The organism is Rahnella sp. JUb53, assembly GCF_004346065.1.
In the GTDB taxonomy this organism is placed as follows: domain Bacteria; phylum Pseudomonadota; class Gammaproteobacteria; order Enterobacterales; family Enterobacteriaceae; genus Rahnella; species Rahnella variigena.
In genome coordinates, this window is sequence record NZ_SLYT01000023.1 from 1 (window position 1) to 5,044 (window position 5,044).

At 47.7% G+C, this 5,044-nt stretch carries 5 protein-coding genes and 4 tRNA genes; 7 read left to right on the top strand and 2 right to left on the bottom strand.

Going from position 1 to position 5,044, the window contains the following annotated elements; genetic code table 11:
- The first annotated feature begins 233 nt into the window (after positions 1-233).
- Positions 234-1,271, top strand: coding sequence for a UDP-N-acetylmuramate dehydrogenase (murB, locus tag EC840_RS25025; protein ID WP_132967439.1), 1,038 nt, complete (start codon positions 234-236; stop codon positions 1,269-1,271).
- Entirely contained in the window at positions 1,268-2,227 is a 960-nt protein-coding gene (gene birA / locus EC840_RS25030; protein ID WP_112291822.1) for a bifunctional biotin--[acetyl-CoA-carboxylase] ligase/biotin operon repressor BirA, read from the top strand. Before murB ends, birA begins: the two co-directional genes overlap by 4 nt.
- A 54-nt stretch (positions 2,228-2,281) precedes the next feature.
- Here the strand turns inward: birA and coaA are convergent, their stop codons facing one another.
- Positions 2,282-3,232 carry a type I pantothenate kinase gene (coaA, locus tag EC840_RS25035; protein ID WP_112291820.1) on the bottom strand — a complete coding sequence of 317 codons (951 nt, stop codon included), beginning with the start codon at positions 3,230-3,232 and terminating at the stop codon, positions 2,282-2,284.
- A 218-nt stretch (positions 3,233-3,450) separates the two neighbouring features.
- Positions 3,451-3,987 (bottom strand): GNAT family N-acetyltransferase, encoded by a 537-nt coding sequence (locus EC840_RS25040; RefSeq protein WP_112291818.1) that lies wholly within the window; start codon positions 3,985-3,987, stop codon positions 3,451-3,453.
- A gap of 385 nt (positions 3,988-4,372) precedes the next feature.
- Between EC840_RS25040 and EC840_RS25045 the strand changes: the two genes are divergently transcribed.
- The 5 genes from EC840_RS25045 to EC840_RS25065 all read left to right on the top strand — a co-directional run.
- A tRNA-Thr gene (locus EC840_RS25045) sits at positions 4,373-4,448 on the top strand.
- Positions 4,449-4,466: 18 nt separating this feature from the next.
- Positions 4,467-4,551: transfer RNA gene (locus EC840_RS25050), tRNA-Tyr, on the top strand.
- Between the two features lie 131 nt (positions 4,552-4,682).
- Positions 4,683-4,757, top strand: a tRNA-Gly gene (locus EC840_RS25055).
- A 7-nt stretch (positions 4,758-4,764) separates the two neighbouring features.
- Positions 4,765-4,840 (top strand) — tRNA-Thr (locus EC840_RS25060).
- A gap of 108 nt (positions 4,841-4,948) precedes the next feature.
- A partial coding sequence (locus tag EC840_RS25065) for a GTP-binding protein (protein WP_005339915.1) occupies positions 4,949-5,044 on the top strand: 96 nt, incomplete at its 3' end.

The following is a 5,044-nucleotide window of genomic DNA, read 5'->3' on the forward strand; positions in this document are numbered from 1 at the left end:
ATGGTAGTGTGGGGTCTCCCCATGCGAGAGTAGGGAACTGCCAGGCATCAAATAAGTGGAAAGCCCTGTACTGACGTACAGGGCTTTTTGCTATGGGGAATTTGGGATTTTTTGTTCGATGTTTGTACTGGTATTGGCGTTTGTTACTCCATTACGGCCCACAAAACCCGAAGTAACGGGGTTTGGGATCGGTTAAACTAGCCACAACTAAGTCACTCATGAGTAATATTGTTATGTCGATTGGCGACACTTCTCTTCAGTCTCTGAATACCTTTTCTCTTGCAGCCCATGCTGCTGAAATTACTTTTGCTCACAATGCAGAACAGTTATCAGATGCCTGGAAATTGGCGCAGGAAAAGCAGCAGCCCTTTTTGCTTTTAGGTGAAGGTAGTAATGTTCTTTTCCTTGAGGATTTTGCCGGAATCATCGTTCTTAACCGGATTAAAGGTATTGAGCTGATTGAAAATGCCAATGAATGGCTCATGCATGTGGGGGCCGGTGAGAACTGGCATCAGCTGGTTTGTTATGCCCTGGAGCATAATATTGCCGGTCTTGAGAATCTTGCCTTAATTCCAGGTTGTGTCGGTTCGGCCCCCATTCAAAATATCGGCGCGTATGGAATCGAGTTGCAAAGCATTTGCGATTACGTTGATGTTTTGGATCTTAAGGCTGGGAAGGTTACCCGTTTAACGTCTGCTGAATGCCAGTTCGGTTATCGCGAAAGCATTTTTAAACATGCCTATAAAGAAGGTTACGCCATCGTCGCTGTCGGACTCAAGCTGGTAAAACAATGGCAGCCAAAACTTACTTATGGTGATTTAAGTCGTCTGAGCCCTGAAACTGTGACTCCCCGCCAGATCTTCGATTCCGTATGTGCGATGCGCCAAAGTAAGTTGCCAGACCCTGCGGTGACGGGTAATGCGGGAAGCTTTTATAAAAATCCGACCGTCGATGCCTCTGTCGCCAAAAGAATCAGTCTAGAGTATCCCTCCATGCCTGCTTATCCTCAGCCGGATGGGCAAATTAAACTCGCAGCAGGCTGGTTAGTAGAACAGGCTGGTCTGAAAGGCTTTAGCATTGGCGGCGCGGCTGTCCATGATAAACAAGCGTTGGTGCTGATTAATAAAGACCATGCCACCAGCGCAGATGTACGCGCACTGGCTAAATACGTGCGTGATACTGTGGCTGAAAAATTTGGGATCTGGCTCGAACCAGAAGTCCGTTTCATCGCCTCTCAGGGCGAAGTGAATGCCGTAGGGGCGTTGTCATGAAAGATATTACGGTTCCGTTGCAGTTAATCTCTATCCTGGCTGATGGCGAGTTTCATTCTGGTGAGCAATTAGGTACGGCCATGGGAATGAGTCGTGCGGCGATTAATAAGCATATTCAGACGGTAAGGGACTGGGGGGTAGATATATTTACCGTTCCTGGGAAAGGTTACAGCCTTCCGCATCCGATCCAGTTGCTTGATGAAGCTAAAATTCTCGAGATGCTCCCATCTGGGAAAGTTAGCGTTCTGCCTGTCATTGATTCAACAAACCAGTATCTGATGGATAGAATCGGCGAGCTGAGTTCTGGCGATGCCTGTGTGGCCGAGTATCAGCAGGCGGGGCGTGGTCGCCGGGGCCGCAAATGGTTTTCGCCATTTGGCAGCAATCTCTATCTTTCAATGTACTGGAAACTGGAACAAGGCCCAGCCGCCGCGATGGGACTCAGTCTGGTGATTGGGATAGTGATGGCCGAAGTGCTTCAGCGTCTGGGAGCCAAAGATGTCCGGGTTAAATGGCCTAACGATCTTTATCTTAATGACCGTAAACTGGCGGGGATCCTTGTTGAGCTGACAGGTAAAACCGGAGATGCCGCGCAACTGGTTATCGGTGCGGGTATTAACCTCAAAATGCGTGAGCCTGCGACTGATACGATTAATCAGGGCTGGATTAACCTGCAGGAAGCCGGCGTTAATATAGATCGTAATGAACTCACTGCCACACTTTTAAATGAGCTACGTTCTGCTTTACTGCATTTTGAGCGTGAAGGACTGACACCGTTTATCGCCCGCTGGCGTGGTCTGGATAATTTCCTTGATCGTCCGGTTAAGTTGCTGATCGGTGAACAGGAGATTCATGGTATTGAACGTGGAATTGATCCTCAGGGCGCTTTGCTGCTTGAGCAAGACGGAGTCGTTAAGCCTTATATCGGTGGGGAAATTTCACTGCGTGGCCTTTGATCAAAATAAAGGAGAGCCCGGCTCTCCTTTATCGTTATATCGATGGATGAACGTTTATTTTCTCAGCCGGACACTTTCGACCGCGTGATTGGCGCTCTTTGTCAAAATCAGACTGGCTCGCTCACGTGTTGGTAGTATGTTTTCTTTCAAATTCAATCCATTAATCTCATTCCATAACTGCGTCGCAATATTCACTGCTTCTTCTTCTGGCAGTTTTGCATAGTGATGGAAATAAGAATCTGGATCGGAGAAGGCGCCCTGACGGAATTTGAGGAACCGGTTGATGTACCAACCCTGTAATAAGTCTTCCGGAGCATCAACGTATATTGAGAAGTCAACAAAATCGGAAACAAATACATGGTGCGGATCGTGCGGATAATCCATTCCACTTTGCAGTACGTTAAGCCCCTCCAGAATCAAAATATCCGGTTGCTCAATGACTTTATTTCCCTCCGGAATCACATCATAAATAAGATGTGAATAGACCGGCGCAGTCACATGTTTAGCACCTGATTTGACTTCGGAAACGAAATTGACCAGCTGATGCATATCGTAAGACTGCGGGAAGCCTTTTTTCTTCATGATCCCGCGCTCCTGGAGCGTCTTATTGGGATACAGGAAACCATCAGTCGTAATCAGCTCAACAGAACGATGCTCTGGCCAGCGGCTCAGGAGTGCCTGAAGGACACGCGCCGTGGTGCTTTTACCAACTGCAACGCTGCCCGCAATACCAATCACATAGGGTATTTTTTGCCCGTCGGTGCCGAGGAACTGCTCGAGCACGGCCTGGCGGCGCAGGTTGGAGCTGATATAAAAATTGAGAAGGCGCGAAAGCGGCAGGTAGATCTGCGCCACTTCTTCAAGGGACAAGTCCTCGTTGATGCCTTTCAGGTTTACCACTTCCGCTTCTTTAAGCGTGAGGGGTACTGAATCTCGTAAGGCTGCCCACTGCGCACGGTCAAACTGCAGATAAGGAGTTGCCAAAGATGGGTCTCTTTTTTTCATAAGTTAAAGTCTGCCTGTTAGCGCAGGTCAGGAAAGGCGATCACGCCAACTCCAGACAGTAAACCAGCAGCATATTATAGACACCTTAATTTTTGGGGGAGATCTTTTTCTTATAACTTATCGATTTCTTTGATTGAGTTTAAAAATTTTTAAGAAAGTTATGCAAACAGGGAAAAGTCTCTTGTAGTGCGGCGTGCAATTCACCGCACCATAGCGGACTAGAAATGAGGATAGGACGCGGGGCTAAAGAGGGAGAGCTGCTTGTAATAGACCACTTCTTTTTTTCGGCTGTAGCCGCTCGTGTCGTGCCTGCATTCTATGCAGCGATATCCCTGAGAGCGATAGAAAGCTTCAGCCTCTGAGCCTGACTGCATATCTGAGGAAAGCACAGTGCAACGCAAATCCTGAGCGGTGTTTTCCAGAACTCGCATCAACTTTCGTCCCACACCGCGACGTCTCGCCCGAGAACACACCAGCAGGGTGCTAATTTCAGCCTGATGGGATAGCTCAGTCTTACCGGCTAAATCAAGCTGAACGGTACCGACGACACCCTGCTCGTCTCTGGCAATCCAAAGCAATACTTCGTTTTGAGAAAGAGCAGGGCGCAAATCATGAAATGAATCTTCAGCCTGCTTTTGTTCCATAACGTGAGGGAAGCCTGCAGAAGCTCCCTGGCTGTTAGCCTCTACCAGCAATCGCGCGAGTTCATCTCTGTAGACCGGTAATGTCGCGGCATTAAGCATAACAATCTTCATCGCTGCACTCCTTGGATGATAAAAACAGTGCGTTCATGAAGGAGATTGCAAAAAATACGCCAACAAATTCGGCTGTAAAATCAGCCTCCGTAAAAGAGAAAGCTGCTTTTCGCGCTCATTACTGAAGCAAAGGTACTTTTGTGGTGCATAAGCCTGGCTTAAATGTAGGTAAAGAAGATTTTTAGAGAGCAACCGGAAAACAACAGAAGGAAGCGGCTGCCATCACCGCACAGGGAAGCAATATTTTCGCGCGTTATTTAACCCTTTAAACGCTTAAAAATGTAAAAAAACAGGTTTTTTGAATAAAACATGAGCGATAGCGCAAAACATGCAATTTTTTTGTTGCATACCCCTTAAAGTCTCCCTAGAATGCGCAGCACTTGATGCCGGCATAGCTCAGTTGGTAGAGCAACTGACTTGTAATCAGTAGGTCCCGAGTTCGACTCTTGGTGCCGGCACCATTCAAGTACTAACAATTAGGTGGGGTTCCCGAGCGGCCAAAGGGAGCAGACTGTAAATCTGCCGTCATCGACTTCGAAGGTTCGAATCCTTCCCCCACCACCATACAAGCCTTAGCAATGAGGCAGCTTGAAGTGAAAGAGTCGCTTCAAGTGAAGGTGAGGAATTAAGTGTCTCACGTCCTTTTCCCCGTCTTCGAAGTTCTTCAGAACAATCAGGTAGCCGAGTTCCAGGATGCGGGCATCGTATAATGGCTATTACCTCAGCCTTCCAAGCTGATGATGTGGGTTCGATTCCCACTGCCCGCTCCAAGTATGTGCTGATATAGCTCAGTTGGTAGAGCGCACCCTTGGTAAGGGTGAGGTCGGCAGTTCGAATCTGCCTATCAGCACCACTTCCAAATCCTCCCTCCTGATTTTCTTTCTGTAAACTAATTCGTCAAGCAAATGCTTGGTTGATGTGGTGATACCACCGATTTAACCGTGTCTTAGAGGGACAATCGATGTCTAAAGAAAAATTTGAACGTAACAAACCGCACGTTAACGTTGGTACTATCGGCCACGTCGACCACGGTAAAACTACCCTGACTGCAGCAATC

Coding starts and splice junctions, on each gene's coding strand:
- murB (WP_132967439.1), top strand. CDS start 234: ATGTCGATTGGCGACACTTCTCTTCAGTCTCTGAATACCTTTTCTCTT.
- birA (WP_112291822.1), top strand. CDS start 1,268: ATGAAAGATATTACGGTTCCGTTGCAGTTAATCTCTATCCTGGCTGAT.
- coaA (WP_112291820.1), bottom strand. CDS start 3,232: ATGAAAAAAAGAGACCCATCTTTGGCAACTCCTTATCTGCAGTTTGAC.
- EC840_RS25040 (WP_112291818.1), bottom strand. CDS start 3,987: ATGAAGATTGTTATGCTTAATGCCGCGACATTACCGGTCTACAGAGAT.